17 protein-coding genes and 2 tRNA genes are annotated in these 25,278 nt (G+C 43.5%); 11 read left to right on the top strand and 8 right to left on the bottom strand.

Translation table 11 applies throughout. The features are described 5' to 3' along the window. Positions 1-10 precede the first annotated feature (10 nt). The gene (locus ACVBDY_RS00775; RefSeq protein WP_447173570.1) at positions 11-2,929 is read left to right on the top strand and encodes a M16 family metallopeptidase; all 2,919 of its coding nucleotides are present in this window, start codon (positions 11-13) and stop codon (positions 2,927-2,929) included. Positions 2,930-3,027: 98 nt separating this feature from the next. Here ACVBDY_RS00775 and ACVBDY_RS00780 read toward each other — a convergent pair whose 3' ends face one another. Next, positions 3,028-3,330 carry a DUF6520 family protein gene (locus ACVBDY_RS00780; protein WP_447173571.1) on the bottom strand — a complete coding sequence of 101 codons (303 nt, stop codon included), beginning with the start codon at positions 3,328-3,330 and terminating at the stop codon, positions 3,028-3,030. 327 nt (positions 3,331-3,657) lie between these two features. Continuing rightward, positions 3,658-4,596, bottom strand: a complete 939-nt coding sequence (locus ACVBDY_RS00785) for a helix-turn-helix domain-containing protein (RefSeq protein ID WP_447173572.1) — start codon at positions 4,594-4,596, stop codon at positions 3,658-3,660. Between the two features lie 670 nt (positions 4,597-5,266). On the opposite strand from ACVBDY_RS00785, the gene ACVBDY_RS00790 reads away from it, so the two are divergent. After that, positions 5,267-5,377, top strand: a complete 111-nt coding sequence (locus ACVBDY_RS00790) for a transposase (protein WP_447173573.1) — start codon at positions 5,267-5,269, stop codon at positions 5,375-5,377. On the opposite strand, the gene ACVBDY_RS00795 is transcribed toward ACVBDY_RS00790, so the two are convergent. Further along, complete coding sequence (locus tag ACVBDY_RS00795; protein ID WP_447173618.1) at positions 5,332-5,472, bottom strand: hypothetical protein; 141 nt, start codon at positions 5,470-5,472, stop codon at positions 5,332-5,334. The two genes, ACVBDY_RS00790 and ACVBDY_RS00795, sit on opposite strands and share 46 nt — an antisense overlap. 899 nt (positions 5,473-6,371) lie before the next feature. On the opposite strand from ACVBDY_RS00795, the gene ACVBDY_RS00800 reads away from it, so the two are divergent. From ACVBDY_RS00800 to ACVBDY_RS00815, 4 genes are all read left to right on the top strand, one after another. Beyond that, positions 6,372-7,376: a terpene synthase family protein gene (locus ACVBDY_RS00800; RefSeq protein ID WP_447173574.1), complete on the top strand. Its 1,005-nt coding sequence runs from the start codon at positions 6,372-6,374 to the stop codon at positions 7,374-7,376. 27 nt (positions 7,377-7,403) lie between these two features. Next, complete coding sequence (locus ACVBDY_RS00805; protein WP_447173575.1) at positions 7,404-8,402, top strand: terpene synthase family protein; 999 nt, start codon at positions 7,404-7,406, stop codon at positions 8,400-8,402. Between the two features lie 361 nt (positions 8,403-8,763). Beyond that, positions 8,764-13,521: an alpha/beta fold hydrolase gene (locus ACVBDY_RS00810; protein ID WP_447173576.1), complete on the top strand. Its 4,758-nt coding sequence runs from the start codon at positions 8,764-8,766 to the stop codon at positions 13,519-13,521. 76 nt (positions 13,522-13,597) lie between these two features. Then, entirely contained in the window at positions 13,598-14,044 is a 447-nt protein-coding gene (locus ACVBDY_RS00815; RefSeq protein ID WP_447173577.1) for a lipocalin-like domain-containing protein, read from the top strand. 1,227 nt (positions 14,045-15,271) lie between these two features. Here the strand turns inward: ACVBDY_RS00815 and ACVBDY_RS00820 are convergent. The 3 genes from ACVBDY_RS00820 to mutS form a co-directional block, all read right to left on the bottom strand. Continuing rightward, a tRNA-Leu gene (locus ACVBDY_RS00820) sits at positions 15,272-15,357 on the bottom strand. 91 nt (positions 15,358-15,448) lie between these two features. Continuing rightward, positions 15,449-15,521, bottom strand: a tRNA-Gly gene (locus tag ACVBDY_RS00825). Between the two features lie 181 nt (positions 15,522-15,702). Then, the gene (gene mutS, locus ACVBDY_RS00830; RefSeq protein ID WP_447173616.1) at positions 15,703-18,273 is read right to left on the bottom strand and encodes a DNA mismatch repair protein MutS; all 2,571 of its coding nucleotides are present in this window, start codon (positions 18,271-18,273) and stop codon (positions 15,703-15,705) included. A 318-nt stretch (positions 18,274-18,591) separates the two neighbouring features. Between mutS and ACVBDY_RS00835 the strand changes: the two genes are divergently transcribed. Next, positions 18,592-19,131 carry an RNA methyltransferase gene (locus tag ACVBDY_RS00835; protein WP_447173578.1) on the top strand — a complete coding sequence of 180 codons (540 nt, stop codon included), beginning with the start codon at positions 18,592-18,594 and terminating at the stop codon, positions 19,129-19,131. A 12-nt stretch (positions 19,132-19,143) separates the two neighbouring features. Next, positions 19,144-19,707, top strand: a complete 564-nt coding sequence (locus ACVBDY_RS00840; protein WP_447173579.1) for a pentapeptide repeat-containing protein — start codon at positions 19,144-19,146, stop codon at positions 19,705-19,707. Positions 19,708-19,716: 9 nt separating this feature from the next. Here ACVBDY_RS00840 and ACVBDY_RS00845 read toward each other — a convergent pair whose 3' ends face one another. Next, positions 19,717-20,457: a DUF4488 domain-containing protein gene (locus ACVBDY_RS00845; RefSeq protein WP_447173580.1), complete on the bottom strand. Its 741-nt coding sequence runs from the start codon at positions 20,455-20,457 to the stop codon at positions 19,717-19,719. A gap of 194 nt (positions 20,458-20,651) precedes the next feature. Between ACVBDY_RS00845 and ACVBDY_RS00850 the strand changes: the two genes are divergently transcribed. Both ACVBDY_RS00850 and ACVBDY_RS00855 read left to right on the top strand, forming a co-directional pair. Beyond that, positions 20,652-21,443 carry a HipA family kinase gene (locus ACVBDY_RS00850; RefSeq protein ID WP_447173581.1) on the top strand — a complete coding sequence of 264 codons (792 nt, stop codon included), beginning with the start codon at positions 20,652-20,654 and terminating at the stop codon, positions 21,441-21,443. Then, on the top strand, positions 21,421-21,804 hold the full coding sequence (locus ACVBDY_RS00855) for a DUF3037 domain-containing protein (protein WP_447173582.1): 384 nt from the start codon (positions 21,421-21,423) through the stop codon (positions 21,802-21,804). Before ACVBDY_RS00850 ends, ACVBDY_RS00855 begins: the two co-directional genes overlap by 23 nt. 211 nt (positions 21,805-22,015) lie before the next feature. Here ACVBDY_RS00855 and folK read toward each other — a convergent pair whose 3' ends face one another. After that, the gene (folK, locus tag ACVBDY_RS00860) at positions 22,016-23,149 is read right to left on the bottom strand and encodes a 2-amino-4-hydroxy-6-hydroxymethyldihydropteridine diphosphokinase (RefSeq protein ID WP_447173583.1); all 1,134 of its coding nucleotides are present in this window, start codon (positions 23,147-23,149) and stop codon (positions 22,016-22,018) included. 246 nt (positions 23,150-23,395) lie between these two features. On the opposite strand from folK, the gene sppA reads away from it, so the two are divergent. Then, positions 23,396-25,159, top strand: a complete 1,764-nt coding sequence (sppA, locus tag ACVBDY_RS00865; RefSeq protein ID WP_447173584.1) for a signal peptide peptidase SppA — start codon at positions 23,396-23,398, stop codon at positions 25,157-25,159. Positions 25,160-25,278: the final 119 nt, after the last annotated feature.

A 25,278-nucleotide genomic window follows, 5' to 3' on the forward strand; every position in this document is an offset into this window, starting at 1 on the left:
ATCTGTTTATATGATGAAATCTTTAATACCATTAAGCCCACTCGCTTTAGTTTGTCTGGTTTTATATTCGTTTACCTCCTGCCATACCGGGAGTGCTGTACAGGACTCGGTTGCATTGGATCAAGGTATCCGCATGGGGCGTTTGCCTAATGGCTTTGCCTATTATTTAAAACCGACCGGTGATACGGATAAAATAAGTTTGCGATTTTATGTAAAGGTCGGTAGGTTTAATGAAAGATTATGGGAAACCGAGCAATATGCCCATTTACTGGAGCATTTTGGGTATATAGAAGGCTATCGAAAATTCTATTCGGAAAACGATGCAACATTTAAGAAATCAGGTGGTACTACATTTGCTCTTACAGCCCGTATGTATACTCCATATTGGAGCAGCGTTCAGGGCAATGATTTTAAATCTTTAAAGGATCGTCTACAGTGGTTCGCCAATATTTCCAGTATGGAGTTGGAAGATACACTTGTTTTACGTGAGGCCCGTTGCGTAAGGCAGGAAACATTTTACAAGGGACAAGGATTTGGCTTAAACAGGTTTATTAATGAGAGTGTCAGGGATGCCGCAATATTTTTTAATGCTGATGGAGAAACCCCGTATACAAGTTGGCTGACCACTTATGATATGGGAGGTATATCCGTAACTTCAGTACGTGAATTTTACCAACGCTGGTACCGTCCGGATCGTATGGGATTGGTTATCACCGGTAATATCCGGGATATGGATAGCCTGGAACAGCAACTTATTGCTTTATACGGTAAGATTCCAAAAGCGACAGCAAAAAAGGATGATTTTGATTTACGCTTTTTTTACCATTCCGCTCCTCCTAGGTTTAAGACCGTGCAACGGATGGAATTAGGCCGGTTTACCGACTGGAATAAGGAAAACTCTGAAATATCCCTGTTTTTCCGGGTGAAAAAATTCCATAAGCACCTGGACACCAAAGAAAAATGGCTTAACGAACAACTGTATAAGGCCATGTACAATATGATTTTCCAGCGACTCAAGGAAAAGAGAGTACCTTCATGGACGTTCGAAAAGGGTTCGACCGTGGAGATGGAATTTCCTGATAAAGATTATCCTTATTGCAGAATGCCAGCAATAGACAACAAACCGGGGACGGAACGGGAAAATATCCAGCGGGTAGCCAGCATACTGCAACAACTCCGGAAAGATGGATTTACACCACAGGAGTGGGACAAGCAAAAGCAGGTGATGCTAAATCGCATAACAGCCAAAGAGACCAGCAGCAGCGAGTATTGGGAAGAGCAACTGAAAAACCATTTTGTATATGGAGAGCTCCTACCTGCACAAAAAAATGTAGTGACCAAACAATGGATAGATAACCTTTCCCTGAAGGACATCAACATCTATTTGCAGGACAATTTTTCCGTCATGCCGGATGACATCTATATTACAGCTTCCGCCGGACATCCTGCGTTATCCTATACAGAAAAGCAGGTACGGGGATGGATCAAAGAAGCTATAAAACAACCTGTTGAACGGAAAGAAACCATCGATATGGCATCCTTAACCCCGTCCGGCGAAAAAAATTCTCCCTTAATGAGTGCTAAGGAAGTAGAACAATTAAAAGAGCAAGGATATAAGAAGGCGGGAAAGGACCCGGATACGGGATTAGAGGTATTGAAAATGGATAATGGTGTAAAGGTAATACTTGACCGGGACGAACCTAAGAAAAATGCATCCGGGAGTATCTCTATTATCGGAACCAGCCCGAGGGGAGCGTCCTGTTTCCCGGAAGACGAATATTATTCCGCAATCAGTGCCCCGGAAATTGCTAAACTAAGTGGTGCAGGTGTCTTTAATAGAAAGACACTTCGAAACAAATTGGGAAAAGCGTTTCCCCTCAATACCGAACCTGTACAATTACAAATTAATGATGCTACCTCGACAGTAAGCACAAGGGCAAAATTCGAAGACCTGGAAAAATACCTGCAACTTGTTTATCTGTATTTCACTTCACCGAGGGAAGATCCTTCGGTGTTTGCACAATGGCAAGGTCAAATTCGAAGGCGTTATTTCGATAAAATAACGGAAAAAGTATCCCCGAAAAGGGATATGACAAATGCCATCGCGAATTTTTTGGGAGTTGCAGCCTTTAAAGTTCCAACCAATTTAATGAGTACAGAGCAATTTTACGAAAAGCAAAATGTGAAGTATGGAAAGGCTATGGAATGTTATAGCGCTATTTTTGGTAATGCTTCTGATTTTACATTTGTAATCAAGGGCAAGTACAGAAAAGAGCAGGTTTTACCCTTATTGCAAAAATACCTGGGAAATTTACCTGCTGATGATTGCACGTCTTGTCCAACAGTCAATACTTTTAACAAAAATGTTATTGAATTACCCCAAGGGCCTGTTTACCACACGTTTTATGCCGATAAAATGAAGACGGGATACAAACTCTATACCACACCTTATATGTTATCTTATGTGTTTCCGATTCCAGAGGATAACTGGAAAGACCGTGTTATCATGGATATGATCAATATATATCTACTTCCTAAGGTCGGTCGGGAACTCCGTTTTATAAAAGGGGCAAGTGTATATAATGAAACTCTGGAGGGTCGGTATTCGAAAGCAGATGCTTTGTATAGCCTTACTGTTTATGTGGATGCCCTGGATGACGAACTGGAATGGATACGATCGCAGTGCAAAGCCATGATAACCGACATCAAAGATCATGGGCTGGATATGGAAGCAAAAGATATCGTTTTGGAGGATCCACTTTTTTTTGGCAGATATACGTCCACCCCGAAACTTAAAACAAAAGTGATGCAATATGCCCGTTCGTTAAATGCGGAAGACATCAAAAAAGTAGCTGCAAAATATTTAAAGGAAAATCACCAATATGAGTTTGTATTCCGGGAGCATAAGGAAGATGTAGAAATACCATAAAAGCACATATAAACAGTAATAAGACACTCAGGTCAAACATGGTTTATGACCTGAGTATCTTTCTTTACAAATAGCCTTTTATAAGTTTTTATGACTATTTAAGGGTTTACCGGGGTCAACGAAGAAAATGGAAAGACTGTGTTGTTTGGTGCACTTGTTTCTTCTGGTTCATAGTCCCCCGTAGCGGTCTCTCTCAGCACTTGGAACTCCTGCACGGCACCATCTTTTAAGATTTGTGCAGTACAGTTCTGACCAGAACCATCGCAATCAATCGGAGAATTATAGAGAACTCCATCAATTTCCAGGACAAGATCTCCCGGGGCTTTATGCTCGATGGCAAAGGCCAGTCCAATAGCTAAAACGAATGCCAATGAAGGCAAAATCAATTTAAGACGTTTCATGACTAAAAAAATTAAAAATTACGCCTACTCTATCAGGTTTTCGGCATCCCCTGTATGTATTGCGCAATACATATATTGTACTCAGTTGGTATTCATTTTTCCGGGATTGCTATAAGCAGTCCCAATGAATACAGTAAAATTAGAACCGGGTTTTACGATGCGAAAGGAAAATTTGGTAAAAATTGTGCAGACTTTGCTCAAAACGTTCCAATTTTTCCAATTAAATGTTAAAGTTTGTTAATGGTCATAGCGATAGGTGGCTTTTTTTGTGTTGAAATAGGGAAAAGGAAGGAACTTTTGGAGATAAAAAAACAGGGGGGGTGAAACTTATTTTAGAAACTTCTTAAGCGCATAACGAAAAGTACTTTCATCACCATATCCCACCGACAGGTAAACATCCTTGATATTCAGGTCATGGAGTTCCATTTGCCTTATAGCATCGGTGATCCTGAGCCTGCTGTAGTATTCGTACGGGGTCATACCGTATTCCCGTTTAAAGTGGTTGCGGAGCGTACGTTCGGTAACCTGAAACTGCAAAGCAAGGAACCTGGCATTTAGAAGGTTGCTGCGGTAATGGTCGTCCAGGTATATCTTCACCCGGTAGGCCAGTTTGTGGTACTGTGGCCCCAATACGGAATTATAGTGCCCCAGTATATACGAAAGATACTTACGCAGGTTGCCGTCCAAAGCGCCCGTATTGTTCTTGGAATAGCTATATACCTTATAAAGCCAGCGTTGTACCTTGCGGTCTATACGGCAGGGGTGCATAAGGTGGTAGGGCCTGGAACTATGCCTGAATTTTTCGAGCATAAATTGAAGGCCGGGAAAGTCCATGCTGATGTTTTCCAACCATTCCGGGGTCATATTTGCAAACAGAACGGTGTGATGGCCTTTGTCGGTGTGTGCCGTATATTGCCCCTTTCCATAATACAACATGGCAAATGTATTGGTGTTTACCTGTGTAACAAGGCGCTTATTTACGGAGGTGATGGACAGGGTACCGCCAAGCATAAAATAGAGAAACAACTGTCGCCTGGGAACTTCAAACGGGACAGCCATGGGCCTGTTGGCCTTGATCTCAAACATATCGATATAAAATGGGGGATGATGAATATATTGGCTTAGGATTTCCATCTCCCGCAAATGGTAGTAATGGCACCGCTCGGCAAAGGACATTGGGAAGCGGCACCATTCGGGCAGCTTTTCAACGGGGTTAGCGTATACTAATTCTTGCGGTTTAAAGATTAGGTCGTATGGTGTTTTCATATAGCATAGGGGTTTATGCTTTGTTTGGCAGTGATGGAGTCGATCATTTTTAAAGTTTATGGACCACGCTTCGACTGCCGGTATATCAAAATAAAATTACTGCTTTCAATATTAAACCCGGTATCCTAAGTGGATACAAAAAGTATAACGGGGGAATACTTTTGTGTAGGATTTTTAACAATTTCACTTACATGCACATCGTATTTCAGAGGCCTGATTCCCGAAACTCCGAACTTGAAATCGGGGATCTTGTTTAAACAGGCTCTAATACAGTATAAAGTTCCCAAATCCAAAACGAAAACATTTATGCCAGAGGGAGAAAGATTTATCTCTCAGGGAGTTTTTTGGGCAGGAAAATTGTCAATCGATGTGTTATCTTTGAGTTTTGAGGGATTTTTCGACATAGTCGATACAAAATCCCAATTTAGGGTATGTTCTATTTATATAAAGGAGAAAAATCAGGTTCACTTAATTTCTTTCTGGTCGAGTCCTTTGGCGATTTGACATGCTTAGCTGGAAAGAACGGATAAAGTGAGCCACCCAAGACGGATAAAAATGGGCAATGAAAATTTTGTTGCCTAAAAAATCAAAAAACCAGTGAAATCAGTACTTCATAAGGTTTTTACGTATCTTGGGCGAATTTAAATGAATTATCATCAAGATTCTTGCCTTGCAAGATTCGGGTCGTTCGGTTTCTGATCTCAGCCGGGAGCAGGGCATCAGTCAGGCGACATTTTACAATTGGAAGGGTAAGTATTCGGTGGTACAGCGTCCCCAGTAATGGTTTTGTCCATCGCTAAGCATTGGCTCCCCGTAATTTTCCAGTTTATGGGCCAGCCAGAGGGTTACTATCCACCATTCATAGATCTCCCACATCTACTGTTCAGCATTTTGCAGGGCTTCAATGTCATTTTCAAGGGCAGAGATACGGCTGATTAAAGCTGCATTATCCGGCTCGTCTTCCAGTTTTAATTCCGCTTCCGGAAGCTCTTCAGACCAGGTTTCCAGTTGGTCGTCTTTTTCCGTTTCACAGTAGGTATTTCCCGCTGCATCCCCACAGGTGCTTCAGCAGCCCTAAGCCTACCTTTGTACAATGATTCATGTGTAGATCAAACTTTTTGGTATTTTAAAAGTATGTACACGATGCGTACATCGTTTATACTTTGTTTTAAGTTTAGGAATAAATTCTTGGTAATTTGGTATATGGGAATCGGACTAAAAAATCGGTTTTCATATTAAGCCTTGTTAATCGGAAATAGGCCACCTTCTTGCGAATGTCCTATACCATAGCCGGAAGGGAACAACCCAGCTAGCAGACAGGCTCCCTCCCTGTGATTCTTTTTTTTGTTGTATTCATAAGAGAGGAATTGGATATTTATTGCTTGTCTTTATCTTTCCGAAAATAATCTTCCATTTTGAGCAACAAACTGATAATCCCTGGACTCACCTTCATACTTTTCAGAAGGGATTAAGGATAAACGACGAAGGAACGCGGGAATGATATTTTCGAAATTTATCTTAAACAAACAGGAATAGGTCTTAGTAGAATTGAGAGAGTAGAATATGTATTAGGTGAACTATATAAAAAGTAATTTTTTACCTGATTACGGAAATCCATAATGAAGATCCCGAATATTCACTTAATTTTATCTGAAAACCATTACAATATAAATTGTTTTGGCCTCATTGATCCTTACTGCTCCCCGTCTGGTGTTTTTTTACCAGGGAGTTGTTGCTCTGATTTTTATATTAAACCTGCTCCAATTCATCATATTATGAACATTAAGAAAATTCTTCAGAATGAATTCCGCTACCCCTTTCCCTGTTTTAAAAATCCGTATGTAGACACCTTGCAACACATTACGGATAATGAATGGATAGACGGGGCCTATCTTTATCTCTACCAAGAGAATGAAGCCGTTCGTAAAAAATACAAAAACACCCGAACGGCGCATATTGCTTCACATTGGTTTCCCACAGCGGGCCACGAACGCCTTTTGCCGGTATGCCGGCTGATGCTCTGGACGCTGTATAACGATGATATGTACGAGGAGATCACCCCCGAAGAACTTCCTTTCATACGCGATCGTTCCCTGGCTGTGCTCAATGGAGAGATGACAGGAGAAAACTCCCGTATTCCCTTGGAGCCTTTACTAGGCTCTTTAAGAAAAGAGTTTTTGCTATACCTCGCCCCGGCTTCCTACAACAGGTTTGTCACCATGATAGACCGTTATTTTCACGGTTTGGAAAAGGAGTTGATATATAAAGCCAATCATGAATATCCTGGCATTGCCGAATGCCTGGCCATACGGGAAGCCTCCCTTTGTCTTTACCCGTTTTTGCAACTTACGGAGATCGACACCGGGGTGACCTTGCCCGATGAAATTCATGACCACCCTGTGATCAGGAGGTTACAGACCCTGGCCAGCCGGATGATGCTTTTGTACAACGACGTGCAGTCTTTACAGAAAGACCAGCTTACCGGGGGGATTTATTACAACATGGTAAAGGTCATCGAATATCAGAAAGGGATTTCTATCGAAGCGGCCTGTGCCGAAGACATCCGCATGCATAGCGAAGACCTGAAAGAATTTTTGATGTTGCAGCGAAGCCTTCCCGATTTCGGAGAGTGGCATAGCGCTGTAGTTAATTGGGTGCACTATATGAGTATTACCCTGAGCGGATGGAAAACGGTCTCCTTTGATCTTGCCCGTTACAATACCACAACGGGATTTCCCTCAGCGGACATGTTAAAAAACAATCGGAACATTATAACTTAAGGATTCATACTATTAAAAATTAATACCATGCAAAAAACAATACAGGTACCTAAACCCACCTATCCCTGGCCAACCATTCAAAGCCCCTTGAGCGGCACTTTCTACGAAGAAGAGAACAACTGGTATGACCGGGATTATCAATTTTTATCATCGGAAGCGTTGGCAAGATATAAAAAAATGCGATTGGTTGACGTAGGGCCTTATATGGTACCCACAATTACCGACCGGGACAAAGTGCGTGCCATTGCGCGTTTTGTAATTTACATGACAATAACAGATGATTATGTAGAACTTTTACCGGTAGCGGAAATAGCGGCTTTCAGGGACCGGATTTTTGATGTAATGATGGGGGACGATCCCCGGCCGGAAGAAATGGGGATACTTCGTCAAATGCAAACCGGCAGAAAGGAATGGATCGCCCTCGGGATGCCCGACTTCTGGATGGAACGGATAGCCAGGAATTATAAATACCGCTTTATTGCCGATGGGATCATGGAGGAATCACCGTATAAGATCAGTAAAGACATTCCCCCCGTTTCCCTCTTTCATTTGATTCGCGCCAATTCTATTGGAATGATACCATTTATTGACCAGATTAGTCTCTTGACCGGTTTTGCTTTGCCTGACTTTATTTATAATCATACGGTTATCCAGCGCCTGGTAATGCTTGAGGCCATAATTGTTGCACTTCAAAATGATTTTGCCAGTATCAAAAAGGAGATACCGATAGAATCAGAGATGTTCAATATCATCACATTATTACAGCATCATAACAAACTGTCTTTTGATGAAGCCTGTGCGGAAGGGATGAGGATTCATGATGAATTTGTAGATGAATTTGTAACATTATCAAACCATCTTCCGGATTTCAGTCCGTATCAAAAAGAGACAGAAGAGTTTATTTACTACATAAAGCTAATGATCAGTGGTTTGAATTCCTGGTATTATAGAAGCGGAACACCACGGTACGAACCAGGGGGATATCCCGTACCACCAAAAAGGAATGGTGAAACGGATCAAGATTAAGTTTGATATCGTTCCCAAGAGCGGGGTGGGGATAAATGTTATTCTTCCTTCCTAGCGGGATATAGATGAAGATTATATTCTTTTTCAGGATTGAACTGCCGGTTTTTTTAGCTTCTTGACAGAATGAGGGAGAGAATATTATGTATCTCACAAATCTTAAAGTGTCATTGGTGTGTTGTTTGTTTTTTCCTGCATTTAGTGTGGGTTAAATATTTATAAATTTATACTTGGATGTTGCCCCAAAAGAAACTACATAATATATGTTTAAAATATTTTTGTTTTAACCAGTCAACGGATTCTATTTTATAATCAATACAGATGAAAATACTTACCTGACTTATAAACTTAAAACTGATTTTTCATGTATGAGAAAGCCCCAACTTATTCAGACAGAAACGATTCTTCTTGTCAAAAAGCCATTGCCATAGTAGGCATGTCCTGCCGTTTTCCCCAGGCATCTACATTATCGGAATTCTGGGAATTATTGAAACAAGGTAAAAATACGGTTACCTCCATACCCAAAGAAAGATGGGAGGTGGCGGATTTTTATGACCCTTCCCCCGAGGCCGTGAATAAAACCTATCAGCGGGAGGCTTCGATGCTAACGGATATTCACGATTTTGACCCTTTGTTTTTCCGTATTTCCCCGGCGGAAGCTTCCGAAATGCACCCTTCCCAGAAATTAATGCTGGAACTGGTATGGGAAGCTATAGAAAATTCGAATATACCGTTCGATAAAGTACAGGGAAGCCGGGCCGGAGTGTATATAGGAAACATATGGAATGATTTTGAACATTATTGCCGGCAGAAAAATGCGTTGGTATCCTCACATTCTGCATTAGGACGGGCTGCCAATATCATTGCCAACCGGATCTCGTTTGTTTATGGTTTTACCGGACCCAGCCTGGTCGTGGATACCGGTTGTTCTGCCTCCCTGGTAGCACTGCACCTGGCATGCAGGAGTTTGTGGGAAGGAGATACGGAACTGGCTGTTGCGGGTGGGGTCAACCATCTTCTCGATCCCGGGCAGTATGTGTTGCTTTCGAAGTTCGGCGGGTTGTCTGCAAAAGGACAATGTAGTGCATTTGACAGGGCAGCAGATGGCTTTGTTCGCGGAGAGGGCGGAGGGGTTCTCCTGTTAAAAGAATTGTCACGGGCTGAAGCGGATGGAGATCAAATCTATGCGGTTATACGCAATACGGCCGTCAATAATAACGGCCATAATACAAACCTGCCAGCCACCAGTATTCCCGCACAGGAACAACTACTCCATAAAATCTATAAAGAAGGAGGAATATCCCCACATGAAGTACATTATGTGGAAGCTCACGGAACCGGTACCAAAGTGGGGGACCCTACGGAGGCTAAAGCCCTTGGAACATTTTTTTCCAGGGGAAGAGAAGAGAATAAGTTGCACATTGGTTCTGTAAAAACAAATATAGGACACCTGGAAGGCGCGGCAGGTATAGCCGGGGTGATAAAAGTGGTGCTCTCCATGCGACACAAGCAGTTACCGGCAAGCCTCCACTATCGGACCCCGAATCCAGATATTCCCTTCGAATCCCTCAAACTTGCGGTACAGCATCAACTCACTTCGTGGCCTGTTCTTAACGGGGAACGTTTGAAAGCCGGGGTCAATTCCTTCGGATGGGGAGGGACCAATGCCCATGTGATCCTGGAAGAATACCGGGAAAGTTACGCTATTACAAAGTCCCCTGCACCGATTACCCGAACAGGGTATTGCCTCCCGGTCTCGGCTAAATCCACAGCGGCCTTAAAAGATTATACAAGGGCTTATGCCGCAATATTAAAAAATGCGCCGGACACTGTTGTTCGGGATATTTGTGTTGCATCCGCTATGTTAAAACCGGCTTTTGATCACCGGGTATTATTTACGACAGAGCACAGGGATGAATTGCTCGAAGCACTGGAAAATTTTGCACAGGGGACGGAGGAGATCATCCCCCTTAATCTATCCTCATCCATAAATAAGTTGGTCATGGTGTTTCCCGGGCAAGGAGGACAATGGATTGGCATGGGAAAGGAACTTCTTAAAAAAGAGCCGGTGTTTAAAGAGGTCATAGAAGCCTGTGCCCGGGCTTTCCGTTCCTACACGGACTGGAACCTGGTGGAGGTGCTGCAAGCTACTCCGGAGATCAACCGTTTACAGGAAATCGATGTCATCCAACCTGCCTTGTGCGCCATACAAATAGCGCTGGCCAGGCTTTGGATGTCCTGGGGCATATACCCGGATGGAGTGGTAGGACATAGTATGGGGGAGGTGGCAGCTGCACATATTGCGGGGATATTATCCCTGGATGATGCCGCCCGTATTATCTGTAAGCGTAGCGCCCTGATGAAAACAGTGAGTGGTAAGAGAGGGGCGATGATGGTCACGGAACTGTCCTATAAAGAAGCCAGTGGATGGATAGAAAGGGAATACCCGGAATTGTCCGTTGCCGTAAACAACAGTCCCAGGTCTACCGTATTGGCGGGAGACCAAAAAGTTATGGATAAGGTCAAATCCGTACTGGAGCAGCGGGATATTTTCTGTCGGCAGGTAAAAGTGGATGTGGCTTCCCACAGTAGGCAAATGGACCCGCTTACAGGAGAACTCAAGGAAGCACTACAGGATATTAAACCACAACCCGGAACGATCCCGGTTTTCTCTACTTGCCGGAATAAGATAGTAGACGGGGAGGAACTTCATGCAGATTACTGGGTGGATAACCTGCGAAATACGGTACAGTTCACTTCTGCTATGACATATTTGATGAATGAGGGATATACGATTTTTATGGAGATCGGACCCCATCCCGTGTTGTCGAACGCGATAAAGGAGTGTGCCGGAGATTTTAAAAAACAAATAATTACGGCAGCCTCGCTTTACCGGGAAGAACCGGAACTGCCATCACTGTACAGAAACCTGGGAAACTTATACGAACAGGGGTATACTATAGATTGGACCCGTTTTTACGGTACCACCAAGGCACCGGATGTGGTATTGCCGAATTATCCTTTTCAGCGCGAACATTTTGAGATCAAAGACAGGTCTCACCTGGTGACCGATACCGGAAAAAGTCCCCGGTTCCCGTTAGAGGGGAAGGCCATACCTCTTGCCGATTCCGAAGATACCCGCTACCTGGAAAGGCAAATCAGCCTGGAAATGTTATCTTTCCTAAAAGATTTCAGGATTAATGATGCTTTTGTCATCCCCGAATCGGTTTATATCGAAATGCTCTTACAGGTAGTAGGCAAAGAGAACACTACAGATGTTCCAGTTATTACCGGGCTACATTTTTTGAAATCCGTTATTTTACCACTAGAAGGATGTATAACCATACAATGCAAGTTAGATCGTCAGGATAAAGGTTTTTCGTTTAAATTCTTTGTAAAGGCCGATCATATATATGATGACGGTCAATGGGAACCGGTTGCTATGGGAAAGATTGTTTTCCGGTCACAGGCTGAATTACATTTCACAAAAATTGTAGAGCTCCTCCGGACGGATGAAATTCCCGAGGCATTATCTTATTACAATGCCCTTCGAACACTGGGATTAGATTATCAGGGTTCGTTCCTGGGACTTCGGGAGATCGGCAAGAATGACAGGTTCCCGGAAGAGGTACATTTTCGTATCCGGCCGGACAAGCACATCCTGGAGTCCGCAGATAGCTATCGGGTACATCCGGGATTACTGGATGCTTGTTTTCAGCCGATATACTATGCAGCCATAGAAAATACCGGAATACAACCCGGGCGGGCTGCATTTCTTACAGCTGCGGAAGAAATAACAATAGCCGGTATTCCGGATGGTGCCCAGGAGTTGTATGGAAGCATTGTATTCGGAATACTGAAAAATGAAGAAGGGGGAGGGACGACCATTTCCGCAGATATAGCTATTTATGATTATACCGGAAATCCGGTACTGAAAATAAAAAAACTGGAAGGAAAACTACTTGGAGAACAGCTTGCACAAGACCATTATTTAGGGACCTTTTCTCATCCGGAACAAGATGAAGAACAGGATAGTGAAGAATTCCTCTCCCGTTTTCAATCCCTTTCTTCCAGGGAGGAAAAGCAGGAAGCGGCAGAGCAGCTGTTGGTGAAGCATGTTGCGGGAATCACCAAAATACCCCCGGGCCGTATCCGCCCTTCCGTAACATTTAAAAATGTCGGCGTAGATTCGCTTATGACCCTACTGCTGCGCAATGACCTGGAGGAAGAACTTTCCTTGAAGTTACCGGTCTCCGCCTTCTGGTCTCATCCCAGCATAGCGGCTTATGCAGCACTGATTGTAGATACTATGGATAATCAGGAAGATAAGGAACATTCCGTAGCTGCAGGCACAAATAAGGCAGCTATGGATATTACGGATTGGTTTGTTATTTCCCGACCCCGGCCAGAAGCCAGGTATCGGTTGTTTTGCTTTCATGATGCCGGGGGGGATTCTTCTTTGTTTCAGGGATGGGAACACTTGTTAGGGACAGACATAGAACTGGTAGCTTTGGAACTGCCGGGGCGGGGAACGAGGTTAACTGAAAATACCTATACGGACATATATCGGCTTGTTACCGATATCATATCGGAACTTTTACCGATCCTGGATAAACCTTTCCTGTTTTTTGGTCACAGTATGGGGGGATTACTGGCATTTGAGATTGCAAGGGAACTTAGAATCTTACATTATAACTTGCCCGAAAAACTGATTCTTTCGGGAATGCCCGGGCCTGTGAATTATTTCCCCCGGGAAGTAATGAGTACATTTAACGATACAGAACTCACCGGGATATTTCCACATCTAGAAAAAATTCGACACCAGGATAAGGAATTGTTTCAATTGTTGATAAAACGCTTACGGGACGATTTGCTTCTACTGAATCGTTACCGTTATGTCCCGAAGCAAAAGTTGCCTGTTCCCCTGATAACCATTCATGGCAAGGAAGACCAGCGTGTTAACAGGGAACAGGTCGAAGAATGGCGTTTTGAAACCTCACAACCGGTTAAAGTGATTTCCAGGCCGGGAGGACACCGCTACCTGGAAAATGATCGTTTGTACCTAACCGCTATGATAGCGGAGGAAGTAAGAGCGCTGGTACCGGATAAAATAATATTATAAAGAATATGGCAACTATCGAAGCACATGTTTTTATTCAGGCATTTATTGAATGAATTATGTAAATAACTGACCAATTATGACAAATAGATTTATTAAGGAAGAAATTGTAGGTACCTGGAAACTGCTTTCATGGGTATATTACGATAATGATAACAAACCCGTTCACTATTTCGGAGAAAGTGTTGAGGGGATATTAATGTATGATAAGAGTGGCTTGATGAATGCGCAGTTAATGAGGCCGGAACGCCCTCTTTTCAATTCCACTTCAATCAATAGTGGTACTCAGGAGGAAATACGCATGGCTTTTGATGGCTACCTGGCTTATTACGGGAAGTATGAGGAAACACGCCCCGGTGAAATTGTACATACGGTTGAGGGCAGCCTGCTTCCCAATTGGATAGGAAGTAAGCAAGTGAGGTATGTCCGTGTTGAAGGGGAGGAACTTCTTATATGTACGCCTCCCATATCTTCCCAACAGGGAGAGGTTGTTTTTTACCTGAAATGGGTGAGGATTTCCGGGTAAGGTATTTGGAAATTAAGGGAGGCTTTTTATTGCGATCTATCGAGACCCATTGCTTCGAAGCAACAGGTATGCGGATAAGTTTAAAATCAGGGGTGACTTTATAATTTAACTGTTGGTCCCATAGTTGTTTGTGGTCATTCGAGCGTAGTGGTCATGAGGCGTTTGATTGATCTGCTGAACATTGAATTGGTCCGATCGTTCATGAAAATGCAAGATCAAAAATACCTGGACAATCTCAGGATAAAGACAGAAGACGGGAACCAACATAATAAAGGGCGTTTGCCAAATGAATGCTACGGGAGCACACCAAAATATCATTTTCAGTTTTAGTAGTTTCTTTTCTATAATGCTCAGACACCATGCAGACTATTTTAAAAAATATATAAGGTTGTGGGCACAATCGTTTATCTGAACTGTGTTTCCCGGAATCCCCAAATCCGAAAAATATCTTTAATAATTCTTATTTAAAATGATAGTTACTTATTGATCCCGAAAGCGAAGGGGCGATAAGAAGATGAAAGAGGAGAGGATTTGTCTTTTGGATAAGCTTATCTATACTTACTTTAAGAAGGGGGTCGGGAGCTATAAGGGGCGAAACATAGGCATGTCCGAAGTCCACCTGTTCCCAGGAAAGTTGTAGGTAATCTTCAGGACGTACAGTTGGTGGTGGCGATAATACTACTAGACCCTGGAGCCTTGGATGTTATGGAATAGGAGGCTTCCGATGGCCCTAATACCTTCATAAGGCCGGCCACACCTTCCGATAACTCACTACCTCTCTGGTCAAAGTCATAGCTATAATGAAGTTGCGGAGCTTTTCCTTTTAAAGGATAGCGGGTATATGTGGTGATGTAAACAGAAGGTATTCCCCCTTAATGGCGAAGGAATTTCATTTTTGGTATAGGTCCAACCTGCTTTGCTGAAGTCCGGCTGTAAATCATAGACTTCATTATCTTTCAAAGACAGTAATTCCAAGAGTTCCGGGTCCGTTTCTGTAATCTTTATTTGAACTCGTCTTGAGTTGTTGTATTTGAGCGAAAAGTCATGCTTTTGTTCACTAATGAAGTAATTTTGGATCCCGATTTTATCGGGAGCATAGCAGCGTTACGGTTCGAGAAAATTACGAAATTAGGGGAGGCAGGAACGTTAAGAAACTAATTCTGTCAGTGAAATTGTCAGTATAAAAACAAAAACCCTGTAAAATAAATACTTTACAAGGCTTTTCTGTACTCGGGGCGGGACTTGAACCCGCACGAACATTGCTGCTCATTGGATTTTAAGTCCAACGTGTCTACCAATTCCACCACCCGAGCGTGAAATTAAACTATTTCAACAACTCCGGTGATTGAGTTCTTTGACTGCGCTTAGTGCAGATGAACCTAGGGTAAACTGGAGCCGATATCGAGCGAAAAACGGGATTCGAACCCGCGACCTCCACCTTGGCAAGGTGGCGCTCTACCAACTGAGCTATTTTCGCGTTTTATAAGAACGTACCCTTCCGGGGATTATCGCGGATGCAAATTTAACGCTTTTCTATAAATAGCAAAGAATTTTTTTAAAAAAGACTGCTTTTTTAACCGTTGCTATCCCGCTTTTTTACACCAGATATACAAGACTGTTGAAAGTGAAATGATTATACTTCTACCCTGTACCTGTCATTATTTGGTTTTGATAAGCATACGTTTTATTTCGTTCAGTTTCATCAATGCTTCCACAGGGGTCAGCGTATCGATATCCGTATGCAATATTTCTTCGCGAATATCTTCGAGAAGGGGATCATCCAGGTTAAAGAAACTCAGTTGCATATCGTCGTGGGCCGATTTCAAGTTGTCGGACAATTCGCTTGCGGAATGCGATTTTTCCAATTTCTTAAGAATTTTATTTGCTTTCCGGATGACCTGTTGCGGCATTCCGGCCATTTTGGCTACGTGAATACCAAAGCTGTGTTCGCTACCTCCCGGAACCAGTTTGCGCAGGAAGAGTACCTTGTCTTTCAGTTCCTTTACCGATACGTTGTAATTTTTTATACGGGGGAAGGTCTCGCTCATTTCATTGAGCTCGTGATAATGCGTGGCAAAAAGTGTCTTCGCCTTTGAGGGATGTTCGTGCAGGTATTCGGAGATGGCCCATGCTATGGAAATTCCGTCATACGTACTGGTTCCCCGGCCTATCTCGTCCAGGAGTACCAGGCTGCGTTCCGAAATATTGTTCAGGATGGAAGCCGTTTCGTTCATCTCTACCATAAAAGTGGATTCTCCCATAGATATGTTATCGCTGGCACCGACACGGGTAAAGATCTTGTCTACAATACCAATACGGGCTTCATCGGCAGGGACAAAACTTCCCATCTGCGCGAGGAGAACAATAAGGGCGGTTTGCCGTAATATGGCCGATTTACCACTCATGTTGGGCCCTGTGATCATAATGATCTGCTGCTGTTCCCGGTCAAGGAAAACATCATTGGCTATATACGCTTCGCCTATGGGTAGTTGCTTTTCGATAACAGGATGCCTTCCGTTTTTTATCTGCAATTCGAAAGATTCCTCAATCTGCGGGCAGGCGTAATGGTTTTCCCCCGCAAGTCGGGCGAAGCCGCTGAGGCAATCCAGTTGCGCTATCAATGCTGCATTGGCCTGTACGGGAGAAATGAACTGTTTCATCCACTCCACCAGTTGTGCGAACAATTTTTGTTCCAACTGGAGTATTTTTTCTTCGGCTCCCAATATTTTCGCCTCGTATTCCTTAAGTTCTTCCGTGATGTAGCGTTCCGCGTTTACCAGTGTCTGTTTTCGGGTCCATTCTTCGGGAACTTTGTTTTTGTGTGCATTGCGGACTTCGATATAGTAGCCGAATACATTATTGGAATCGATTTTCAATGAAGGGATACCTGTCCTTTGTGATTCCCGTTCCAGCATCTGGTCGAGATAATCTTTGCCCGAAAAGGCGAGGCTTCGTAATTCGTCCAGTTCTGTGGAGAACCCGGAAGCTACGGCATTGCCTTTTTGGATGTTTACCGGTGCTTCTTCGTTCAGGGTCTCTTTGATCTTTGCACGCAGGGTATCGCATAAGTGTAGTTTGTCCCCCAACAATTTCAACGCTTCTTCCCCGCTTTCCGATGCCAGTGCCTTTATCGGTATGATGGCTTCGAGGGAGTTTTTGAGCTGAATGACTTCCCTCGGGTTGATCTTTCCCGTAGCTACTTTGGAAATAAGCCTTTCGATATCGCCGATCTGCTTCACCTGGTTTCGTATTTTCTGCAATACGACGTCGTTGTCCAGGAAATACCGGACCACGTGGTGTCGTTGTTTTATTTTTCCGGTATTTTTAAGCGGTAGGGCCAGCCATCGTTTCAACATACGGCCTCCCATGGGCGAAATGGTTTTGTCTATAATGTCAATGAGCGTTACGGCATTGGTGGCGGTGGAACTGTACAATTCCAGGTTACGCATCGTAAAGCGGTCCATCCACACATATTCGTCCTCCGCTATCCGGTTTACGGAAGTAATGTGCTGGAGCTGGTTGTGCTGGGTTTCCGAGAGGTAATGCAAAGCCGCACCAGAAGCAACGATGCCTTCTGTAAGGTGGTCTATTCCGAAACCCTTTAGCGAACTTGTTTTAAAATGGTTCATCAGGGTTTCCAGGGCGAAGTCTTCCTGGTATACCCAGTCTTCCATAAAAAAGGAATGAAAGTCGTTACCGAATACGGAAAGGAACTCCTGTTTGTTTTTCTTGGATACCAGGACCTCACTCGGATTGAAGTTCCGCAACAGCTTGTCCGCGTATTCCGTACTTCCGCGGGAGGTCAGAAACTCCCCCGTGGAAATATCCAAAAAAGCAAGCCCGATCTGTTTTTTACCAAAATGCAGGGCGCAGAGAAAATTGTTGGTCTTGGCATGTAAAATATCATCGTTCAGGGCCACACCCGGGGTTATGAGTTCGGTTACACCCCGTTTTACTATCTTTTTGGTGAGTTTGGGATCTTCCAGCTGGTCGCAGATAGCCACGCGCTCACCGGCTTTTACCAGTTTGGGCAGGTAAGTGTTGAGGGAATGGTGTGGAAAACCGGCCAGTTCACTACGATCCCCGCCATTGTTGCGATGTGTCAGTACAATGCCCAGTATGCCGGCGGCCTTTACGGCATCTGCCCCGAAGGTTTCGTAAAAATCTCCCACACGGAACAGGAGCAGGGCATCCGGATATTTTGCCTTGATCTGGTTGTACTGCTTCATTAACGGCGTTTCCTTCTTACTTTTTGTAGATGCCAAGCTGTTTATAGTTTATAGGTTTAATATACAAAGCTTAAGGTTTTTAACTTTTCTGCATTGATACTTTCTGTCCTCAACGATCTTAAAGTTGTGTGTCAAAATAAGGCCTGTCACCTTGTTTTCTCCTCACTCTATCTTCCCGTCACTTTGATAAGGGCGAATTTATGAATAATTTTATCCGTTTGAAATTTTTGTTCGGAGGAAAAGACCCCATCCCCGGGTTTTATATTGGATGACAAAAGATTAATTTTGCTTTGCATAGTGTAACGAAAAACAGGAAGTATGCGAAAACTGAAGAACAGCGAGCTGGGACGTTTACAGGTGGAAGAATTTAAAAGCACGGTAAAAACGCCTTTGATCATCATCCTTGACAATATAAGAAGCCTTAATAATACCGGGTCCGTATTCCGCACAGCCGATGCCTTCCGGATCGAAAAGATATATCTGTGCGGTATAACAGCCACCCCTCCGCATAAAGACATCCATAAAACCGCTCTTGGTGCTACGGACAGTGTAGATTGGGAATATGTGAAAGATACCCTTGCACTTGTGAACAAATTAAAAACGGAAGGTGTTGTTACTGTGGCTATAGAACAGGCGGAAAATGCGGTGCTACTTAACGATTTTGTTCCGGAAACCGGGAAAAAATATGCAGTGATCTTCGGGAATGAGGTAAAAGGGGTGGCGCAGGAAGTCGTGTCCGATTGCGATGAAGTTATAGAAATACCGCAATACGGCACCAAGCATTCCCTCAATATTTCGGTAAGCGCCGGGGTAGTGGTATGGGACCTTTTTAATAAGATGGAAACGGCACATAAATAACAGGAGGGAAGCATGGTCTTTTATGATAAAACTTTCGAGAATACGGATTTTTCCGTGAAGCCGCCGGAAAAGGGAGAATATGAGGACTGCTCGTTTGTACGCTGCAACTTTTCGCGTGCGGACCTGTCCGGGATCGATTTTTTCGAATGCCGTTTTTCGCATTGCGATCTCAGTATGGCAAAGCCGGTACATTCTGCCTTTCGGGATATTTGTTTTGAACATTGCAAGCTATTGGGAGTTTCTTTTGACCGATGTAACGACATACTGCTTGCTTTTCGCTTTGAAAATTCCGCTTTGGATTTTTCTTCTTTCCACCGTATGAAGTTAAAAGGGACTTACTTTAAAGACTGCAAACTTGAAGGTGTGGATTTCCGTGAATGTGATCTTCAAAACGCCATTTTTGAAAACTGTGATCTCACCGGGGCGGTTTTTGAGAACACCAACCTGGAAGGCGCCGATTTCCGGACCTCGTTCAATTTTTCGATAGACCCCGACGGGAACCGCCTTCGAAAAGCCAGGTTTTCTATGGATGGGGCAGCCGGGTTACTGAAGAAATACGGGGTTGTCCTGGAATAAAAGAGTTTCTTATTCTTCCGGTGTATAGGCCTCGTGGTATCCGGACCATATTTCGTAGATCGGTTTTCCGGCAGAGCTTTTTCCACTATGGTGCCATTTGCCGTCTTTAACTTCGTAATTGAATTCCAAAGAAGCGCCGACCCTGCTGTTATCCCTGGAAAAAAATGTGATCTGCTCCGTATACTTTCCGTCCCGGGCGGTGTAAGTACCACCACCGGTACCGTGGAATTCTTTGGTTTTGGAATTAAAGGCAATCCATTGAAACCTCGCGCCACTCAATATTTTTATCGTCCGGCGATCGCCAGGGGTCATTTCACTAACTTCTCCTTCCGGGTTGGCTCTTCCGGTAATGACCCAGTTCCCGGTAAGGTCGTCTTTCTGGTCGGAAACCCTGGTCCATGTTTCGGTGTCGCCGTTTGCCTGTTTCAAAACGATCTGCTTACCCGTACCGGCCAGTAAATAGGTTTGTTTCTTACCTATCTTTTCCGGATCGGCTGTATAAAAATCCGGTATTTCCATGTATTGGTCTCCTTTCAGGATATATTCGCCTCCACCGGTATCCGTAAACTCGTTGCCCTCCATTTTTTTGCCTCCGAAGGCAAAATATCCGTCCTGGTATATGCGGATGTATTCCATATCGTTGATTTCCGTTCCGTTTTTGTGGGTCAGTTTCCATGTACCCTCCAGTTTCTGGGCGTACAAGGTTCCGAGAGAAAAGAATATCAGTAGTAAAGTGGGTATATGTTTCATGTTTTCAGGTGTTTGCTGTGAAGAGTAAAGATACGTTTTTTTATTTTTTTTACTCATGATGAAAAATTAATCCTTAAGGAATTCCATTATTTTGACAGATGTCCTTGAGTAAACATCTAATTTCCGGGACATGATATGCTTTTCCGGATAAAGTTTGGAGAATACACTATTTTTGTCAGAGAAAACCGGAAAGAATGTCTTCTGTGGAAATTAGAAATGTAAAAGTCACCCGTTACGTCACTCCCCTGAGAGAGGGTGGGTCTCTGCCGGCAATTGCCGAGGCCGACGACGGATTTAAGTATGTGGTGAAATTCCGCGGTGCCGGTCACGGGGTGAAAGCCTTGATCGCGGAGTTGCTGGGGGGCGAAATTGCCCGGAAACTGGGATTTAAAGTTCCGGAGATAGTATTTGCGGAATTGGATGAAGCCTTTGGCCGAACCGAGGGAGATGAAGAGATCCAGGACCTGCTCCGTGAGAGCCACGGGCTTAACATAGGAATCCATTTTTTGTCCGGGGCCATTAACTTTGATCCCGTAGCCGTTAAGGTGGATGATGAACTGGCGTCGAAGATCGTCTGGCTCGATGCCTTTATTACCAATATAGACAGGACTTTCCGGAATACCAACATGTTGCTCTGGCACAAAGAAGTATGGCTTATAGACAACGGGGCCGCGTTTTATTTCCATCATTCCTGGAACAATTGGGAGCAACAGGCAAAGACGCCTTTTGTCTACATCAAAGATCATGTATTGCTTCCGCAGGCTGGTATGCTGAATGAAGTAGACGGAAGCTTCCGGGAAATACTTACGGATGAAATACTGAGGGAAATCGTGGACCTTATACCGGAAACGTGGTTGCTATGGGAACAATCGGAAGAAACACCGGAGCAGATACGCGAAATATACTTTCGCTTTTTAACAACGAGACTGGCCAATTCCGGAATTTTTATAAACGAAGCAAAGAATGCGAGAAATGCTGTTGTATGAATATGCGGTAATAAGACTGGTACCCCAGGTGGAGCGGGAAGAATTCCTCAATGTCGGGGTCATACTTTATTGCAAACAAAAGGCGTTCCTGAAAACGTTATACCATATTAATGAAGAGAAACTAAAGCTCTTTACGTGTGAAACAGCCGTAGAGCAACTGAAGGAAAATCTGGAATCCTTTGATAAGATAAGTGGGGGAAGTGAAGACGGCGGCCCGATAGCCCGGCTGGACCTGGCTTCACGTTTCCGATGGCTTACAGCAATGAGGAGTTCCGTTATCCAAACCTCAAGACCACATCCCGGTTTTAGCGCCGACCCGGAAGAAACCTTGCAACGATTGTTTGAAGAACTGGTGCTGTAAGGAAAGTAAAAGTTGCGGAGTTTTTAGTTCTGAGTTTCATCTTCTCCTCCATGACTCCAAAACTCCCAACTCCAAAACTAATAAAAAAAGGGACTCAATTGCTTGAATCCCGGGGGTTGGATTATGAAAAAGTTAGTTAGCTTCAATAGCGGTACTAATTTAAAATAACCTTTTTAAAAAATGCAAATAAAAGTTAAAAAAGTTGTAATTTTTACATTTCATCCTTGAAATTGTGTATTTTGTCGATAAGGTAATAGTAATCATTCTTGTTTTGAACAAAATCCAGTTCTGAAACATCCAGTATCAGTACATTTTGATACTGGTGGGTTTTAATAAAATCCAGGTAGCTTTTGTTTATGTTTTCCAGGTAATCGGGCGGAATGTTCTGCTCGTATTTTCTTCCCCTTTTTTTGATGTTCTGCAATAATTTGTCCGTGTTCTGATGGAGATAGACGTATATATCCGGTTTGGTAACCTCCCTGTACATGAGGTCGAATAATTTCCGGTACAACCGGAATTCGTCTTCGGCCAGGGTAACATTGGCAAAGATCAATGATTTGAAAATATCGTAATCGCTTACCATAAAGTTGGTAAACAGGTCGGGCTGTGAAGTATCGTCCGTGAATTGCTGGTAGCGATCGGCCAGGAAAGACATTTCGAGGGGAAAGGCATAACGGTTCCGGTCTTCGTAAAACTTTGGCAGGAACGGATTGTCCGCAAAGCGTTCCAGGATAAGCTTACCGTTAAAATCTTCTGCTATTTTAGTGGCCAGGGTAGTTTTTCCTGAGCCTATGTTGCCTTCGATAGCAATGTAATGAAGCGAAGCGAAAGGGGTTTTCTTTATCGGTTGCAAATCGTATGAAGTCCTGTCAATTTCACTGTTATCCGGGCATTCTTCCAGTAGCTGTGTCACTGTTTTTTGTAGTTTCGGGTGTATCTTTCCGGGGGCGATATCTACCAAAGGACGTAACACGAATCGTCGGTTGGGGATCTGTGGGTGGGGTATGATAAGATTATTTTGCTCTATAGTTTCGTCCTCGTAAAACAGAATGTCAATATCTATACTCCTGGGTTGGTACCCTTTTTCCCCGGAGCGGAGCCTTCCCAGCTTTTTTTCCGTTTCCAGGATGTGGAATAGCAATTCCTGAGGTCGTATGGAGGTTTCTACGGCAATACACGCATTCAGGAAATCTTCACCCGAAAAACCCCAGGCCGGTGTCTGGTACACTCCGGAACAGGCCGTGACTTTCAACTCATTGCCTTTTTCCAGGTACGTTACAGCGTTTTGAAGGTTTTGTATTTTATTCCCGAGATTACTTCCTATGGATAGATATGCGCGTTTCATTATGCAAAATAACTAAAAGAAACCAACATAAACGAGATAATAGTCGCGTAAAAAGTGGAAAACGATTTTGTTTATGAACCGGTTTTAAATACGGAATACAGTATACGAAGCCCTGTATTTGTCATAAGTATTAAATCCGCCCGTCCTTATCACAATTCATAAACCGAAAAGATTATCTTTGTGAAGCATAGTATGTAAGTACGGTGCCAAACAAGTTTTTTACTGCAAGTAATACGTGATTGAACAATGAAATTTTTAAGAAATCTTTTAGCGTCCATTTTGGGATGCATTATAGCTCTAGGTGTATTGTTTTTTATGTTCCTCATTTTTGTCAGTCTGGCCGGTAGCCAGGACAATACAATAACCGTGCGGGATAAATCCGTACTGGAAATAGGTATTGACCAGCCCCTGAAGGACTATGGCGGTAAATTTGATTTTACTGATTTCGGAATGAAATATGAGAAATACGACGGGTTGAACCATATGCTGGAAGCGATAGAACAGGCGAAAACCGATACTAAGATCCAGGGGATAAGTATTAACAGTAGTTATCTCCCCGCAGGTATGGCACAGGCCAGGGCCATACGAAACGCGCTGAACGATTTTAAGTCCTCCGGGAAATTTGTGTATGCCTACGGAGATTTTTATTCGCAGAAGGATTATTACCTGGCTTCTGTAGCCGATTCGGTTTTTGTTAACCCCGTGGGAGATATAGATTTTAAAGGACTCTCCTCCGAAGTGTTGTTCTTTAAAGACCTGCAGGAAAAAACCGGTGTAAAGCTGGAGGTGATCCGTCACGGTAAGTACAAAAGTGCTGTGGAGCCGTTCCTGGATAATAAAATGAGCCCGGAAAACAGGCACCAGATATCCGAATTGTTATTTTCCGTGTGGAATTCCATGTTGGAAGATATTTCCGATAGCAGGAGCATAGTTCCGGACAGCCTCAATAGCATAGCCGATGATCTTGCGGCAAGGACACCGATTATGGCGCTTAACGCGAAAATGATAGACAGGATCGCTTATTTTGATGAGTATGAATCTTCCCTGAAACTGGCAGGAGGTATAAAGGAGGATGAAAAACTGGAATATATAAGTATGCAGGAGTATGCCGAATATGCCGCAAAAAAGGTTAAAAAAACAGGAAAAGACAAGATCGCTGTGATCTATGCCGAGGGGGAAATTGTTTACGGTGAAGGCGGTAAGGATTATGTAGGGCAGGGGATTATTATAAAGGCCCTCAAAAAAGCCAGGAAAGACGATAAGGTGAAAGCCATCGTTCTCCGTATAAATTCACCCGGGGGAAGCGCACTGGCTTCGGATATCATATGGAGGGAAGTGGAGATCACGAAAAGGGATAAACCCGTTGTCGTATCTATGGGGAACCTCGCTGCCTCGGGAGGATATTACATCGCCTCCGGTGCGGATAAGATATTTGCCGAGCCCACCACCATAACCGGATCGATAGGGGTATTCGGTATGCTGCCCAATTTCAAGGAACTGGCAGACCGGATGGGTATACATGCGGAACATGTAGTTACCAACAACCAAGCTCTTGGGTATAGCGTTTTCCAGCCTTTGTCCGAAGAATACGCAGAAGTGACCAAAGAGAGTATCGAAAATATATACAGTACCTTTATTAACCACGTTGCCGATGGCAGGGAAATGACGGAAGAAGAAGTGGACTCCATTGCCCAGGGAAGGGTTTGGAGCGGGGCGGAAGCATTGGAAATAGGTCTTGTTGATGAAATAGGCGGACTGGAAAAAGCTGTAGAATATGCTGCGGAAGTTGGTGGAACAAAAGAATATACCGTACAGGATTTTCCGGTGTATACCACAAATATCCAGGATATTATGGATAAGTTTATCGGTGTTTCCATTGCTAAGAGCAAAGAAGATATCTTAAAAGAAGAAATAGGAGAACAGGCTTACCAGATATTGCAAAAGATAAAAGTATTGTCCAGGCAAAAAGGAGTACAGGCCAGGTTGCCGTTCGAACTTATCATGCATTAAGTTATTTAGGTAAAAAAACATCTTACGGCAAAGCCGGAAAACCTCCATAGGTTTTCCGGCTTTGAATAGTAGTTCAGATGGTATTACAGACACTTTTTTCGTGTTTCTCTCACAAAAAT

This window comes from Sinomicrobium halophytocola (assembly GCF_052983395.1).

Coding starts and splice junctions, on each gene's coding strand:
- ACVBDY_RS00810 (WP_447173576.1), top strand. CDS start 8,764: ATGTATGAGAAAGCCCCAACTTATTCAGACAGAAACGATTCTTCTTGT.
- ACVBDY_RS00805 (WP_447173575.1), top strand. CDS start 7,404: ATGCAAAAAACAATACAGGTACCTAAACCCACCTATCCCTGGCCAACC.
- ACVBDY_RS00785 (WP_447173572.1), bottom strand. CDS start 4,596: ATGAAAACACCATACGACCTAATCTTTAAACCGCAAGAATTAGTATAC.
- ACVBDY_RS00795 (WP_447173618.1), bottom strand. CDS start 5,472: ATGTGGGAGATCTATGAATGGTGGATAGTAACCCTCTGGCTGGCCCAT.
- folK (WP_447173583.1), bottom strand. CDS start 23,149: ATGAAACGCGCATATCTATCCATAGGAAGTAATCTCGGGAATAAAATA.
- ACVBDY_RS00840 (WP_447173579.1), top strand. CDS start 19,144: ATGGTCTTTTATGATAAAACTTTCGAGAATACGGATTTTTCCGTGAAG.
- ACVBDY_RS00775 (WP_447173570.1), top strand. CDS start 11: ATGATGAAATCTTTAATACCATTAAGCCCACTCGCTTTAGTTTGTCTG.
- ACVBDY_RS00800 (WP_447173574.1), top strand. CDS start 6,372: ATGAACATTAAGAAAATTCTTCAGAATGAATTCCGCTACCCCTTTCCC.
- ACVBDY_RS00780 (WP_447173571.1), bottom strand. CDS start 3,330: ATGAAACGTCTTAAATTGATTTTGCCTTCATTGGCATTCGTTTTAGCT.
- ACVBDY_RS00850 (WP_447173581.1), top strand. CDS start 20,652: ATGTCTTCTGTGGAAATTAGAAATGTAAAAGTCACCCGTTACGTCACT.
- mutS (WP_447173616.1), bottom strand. CDS start 18,273: ATGAAGCAGTACAACCAGATCAAGGCAAAATATCCGGATGCCCTGCTC.
- ACVBDY_RS00815 (WP_447173577.1), top strand. CDS start 13,598: ATGACAAATAGATTTATTAAGGAAGAAATTGTAGGTACCTGGAAACTG.
- ACVBDY_RS00845 (WP_447173580.1), bottom strand. CDS start 20,457: ATGAAACATATACCCACTTTACTACTGATATTCTTTTCTCTCGGAACC.
- sppA (WP_447173584.1), top strand. CDS start 23,396: ATGAAATTTTTAAGAAATCTTTTAGCGTCCATTTTGGGATGCATTATA.
- ACVBDY_RS00855 (WP_447173582.1), top strand. CDS start 21,421: ATGCGAGAAATGCTGTTGTATGAATATGCGGTAATAAGACTGGTACCC.
- ACVBDY_RS00835 (WP_447173578.1), top strand. CDS start 18,592: ATGCGAAAACTGAAGAACAGCGAGCTGGGACGTTTACAGGTGGAAGAA.